This is a genomic window from Niabella terrae, from assembly GCF_054783135.1.
The window spans coordinates 1-2962 of the sequence record NZ_BAAGRD010000025.1 but is presented as its reverse complement, the minus strand read 5'-3'; the positions used below and the strand labels follow the sequence as shown (position 1 = coordinate 2962).

Annotated in this window: 2 protein-coding genes; both read left to right on the top strand. The window is 40.4% G+C overall.

Going from position 1 to position 2962, the window contains the following annotated elements; genetic code table 11:
- Positions 1-366: 366 nt before the first annotated feature.
- Complete coding sequence (locus ACYVI9_RS15070; protein ID WP_460765973.1) at positions 367-1596, top strand: tyrosine-type recombinase/integrase; 1230 nt, start codon at positions 367-369, stop codon at positions 1594-1596.
- Between the two features lie 49 nt (positions 1597-1645).
- Positions 1646-2620: a RhuM family protein gene (rhuM, locus tag ACYVI9_RS15065; protein ID WP_460765971.1), complete on the top strand. Its 975-nt coding sequence runs from the start codon at positions 1646-1648 to the stop codon at positions 2618-2620.
- The last annotated feature ends 342 nt before the right edge of the window (positions 2621-2962 follow it).

Below are 2962 nucleotides of genomic sequence, written 5' to 3'. Positions count from 1 at the left end.
GTAAGCTTCCTTCAGATTCCACCTCACGATGGACACCCTTGCTCTTAGCTAGTGGTTGGCGATTACAAACCCCCACAGAGGACTTTCACCTCCTAGTAACCCGACATGCACGGCACACAATAAAAAAGAGCTATGAACGATTTCACAACTCTTTGATTATCTAGCTCCCCCTGCTGGACTTGAGCCAGCGACCCTCTGATTAACAGCCGCTAAAATTATCTTTTCAGTTAGTGTTATTCACATTCAGTTAGTGCCTGAAACCCTTTGCTGTACTGCGTTTCAAAGGATTAATCTTTATTTTAGCATAAAGTTGAAAACACTTGTTTTTGGCAATACATGTCTCAAATGATGTCTCAAATTTTAGCTATGAATAAACAAAATATTTTTACTCAGATCATCCCCGATTACAGGCGCACCATGCAGGATGATCGCTACCCTTTAAAACTCAAAATTATCTTTAAGGGAGAACGAAGGTACTATGGAACCGGCTATAATGCTAGTAAGAAAGAATGGGAATTAATAAATGATCCCAATCCCCGGGGAAAATATAAAATCACTCGCAATGAAATTGTAACCATAGAAACCAAAGCAATGGAGCTGGTTAAAAAAATTGTGCCGTTCTCTTTCAGGGAATTCCAAGAAGAGTTTTTTGAAATGCCCATAAAGTACCAGACGTTGAAAAACGCTTTTGATGAACTCATTGCCCAACTCAAAAAGGAAGACCGGGTTGGGTCAGCCACCAACTATCAAACAACCATCAATGCGTTAGAGATATTCCGACCCAACATGCGACTGGAAAATGTTACCATAAAATATCTTCAGGATTTTGAAAATGATATGCTTGCCCGGAATAATAGCCTTACAACGGTAGGCATTTACCTGCGGAACGTAAGGGCTGTTATTAATAAAGCCATTGCCGATGGCTACTTCAATCCAAAGTTTTATCCATTTGGACGTAATAAATACCAGATCCCTACTACGCTGGGAACTAAACGGTCATTAAGTAAAGAGCAGTTAAAGAAAATATTCGAATATAAAGCCGCGCCCGACGACTATTTTGTTAACCGGTCACTTGCTTTCTGGAAACTGTCATACCTCGCAAATGGACTAAATATGTGGGATATTGCCAATCTTAGGTGGGAAAACTTGCAGGACGACATTATTGTGGTGTACCGAGAAAAGACAAAAAGGTTGAACCGGCAGCGGCCTAAAAGAATCACCGTTATCAGAAATGAGATCATTAATAATATTATCGGTCAGTGGGGTAATAAGCCCGGAAAGCCGCAAGAGTTGGTGTTTAATATTGTTGATGCGACGGATGATGCCCAAACCAGGATGGATAAAGTGCTACAGTTCATCAAGGTTACCAACAAATGGATGAAAAGAATCGGAACAGAGTTGGGGTTGGGGTTATCCCTGACTACTTATGTAGCGCGCCATTCCTTCTCAACCATGCTTTTAAGAAGCGGGGCAAGCGTAGAGTTTATTTCAGAAAGCCTGGGACATAGCGATATAAAAACAACGCAATTTTATCTTGGCGGCTTTGATCTGGAGGCCAAAAAGGAAATGATGAAAGCATTGGTCGATTTTGGATAATGCTCCGGCTTAAAACATATTCTTTTACTCAAATACTTTAAATTCAACTATGGAAACAGGAGAAATAGTCATTTACCAGGCCCAGGATGGACAAACCTCCATTGATGTCAGATTAGAAAAAGAAACAATTTGGCTTCGCCAGGAACAAATTGCTCAATTATTTGATCGTGAGCGATCTGTTGTTACCAAACATATAAATAATATTTTTAAGGAAAAGGAATTAAGCCGGGAAAGCAATGTGCAAAATTTGCACATTACAAATTCGGATAGACCTGTTGCTTTTTTCAGTCTGGATGTTATTATTTCAGTCGGTTACAGGGTAAAATCCCCCAAAGGTACCCAATTCCGTATCTGGGCTAATACCATACTGAAAGAATACCTTATTAAAGGCTATGCCGTTAACGAAAAGCGGCTTAAAGAACAAAGCCAGCAGCTGGAGCAGTTAAAGCAAACCGTTAAACTCCTGGGCAATGTGCTCGAAAATCAATCGCTTAATTCAGACCAGGCCAGCGGCCTGCTTAAAGTAATTACCGATTATACCTACGCGCTGGATGTGTTGGATCAGTACGATCACCAGGTTTTGGAAATTAGGGAAACAACCAAAGACGAGTTTTTCCGGATTAATTATGAAGAAGCTATGACTGCTATTAATGGCCTACGGGATAAATTTGGCGGCAGCTCTTTATTTGGCAACGAAAAGGACGAATCCTTCCAGGGATCACTGGCTGCCATTTATCAGACATTTGGAGGAGAAGACCTGTACCGGAGTGTGGAGGAGAAGGCCGCTCATCTGTTGTACTTTGTAATAAAAAACCATTCCTTTAGTGATGGTAACAAAAGAATTGCCGCGTTTTTATTTGTATGGTTCCTGGAAAAAAACCAATTGCTGTATAAGGAAGACGGCTCCCGCCGGATTGCTAATAATGCCTTGGTAGCGCTTACGCTGATGATTGCTGAAAGTAAGCCGGAAGAAATGGAAATGATGGTAAAGGTTGTTGTTAATTTAATCAACCTTAGAAACTGATAAATAGTCCAACAGGCTGTTGAATTAATTGGTCAACAGGTTGTTGTCCAAATAGATGGTTCTCAAAAAAAGGCTAAAAATCTATTAAATACAATTATGCAACAAGTTGTTGCACAATTGGAAGTTGTTTGTCGAAAGCACATACTAAGTTGTAGCATTTACCAAATCAAAAGACGCTTTTGCTATTTTCCACTCTTTAATTATTATGAAGAAAACGTATCCAGTTGGCCAAGGGCATATAGGAATTTAGGATACAGGGTTTGACTTTTGCCCGATGAAAAGTAAAAACAACCTCAAAGCAGCGGCTATGGGTGCGCATATTGACGCCTGCCGCAAAAGCGG

What these genes read in the sequence shown, in the direction of transcription:
- ACYVI9_RS15070 (WP_460765973.1), top strand. Translation starts at nt 367, where the DNA reads ATGAATAAACAAAATATTTTTACTCAGATCATCCCCGATTACAGGCGC.
- rhuM (WP_460765971.1), top strand. Translation starts at nt 1,646, where the DNA reads ATGGAAACAGGAGAAATAGTCATTTACCAGGCCCAGGATGGACAAACC.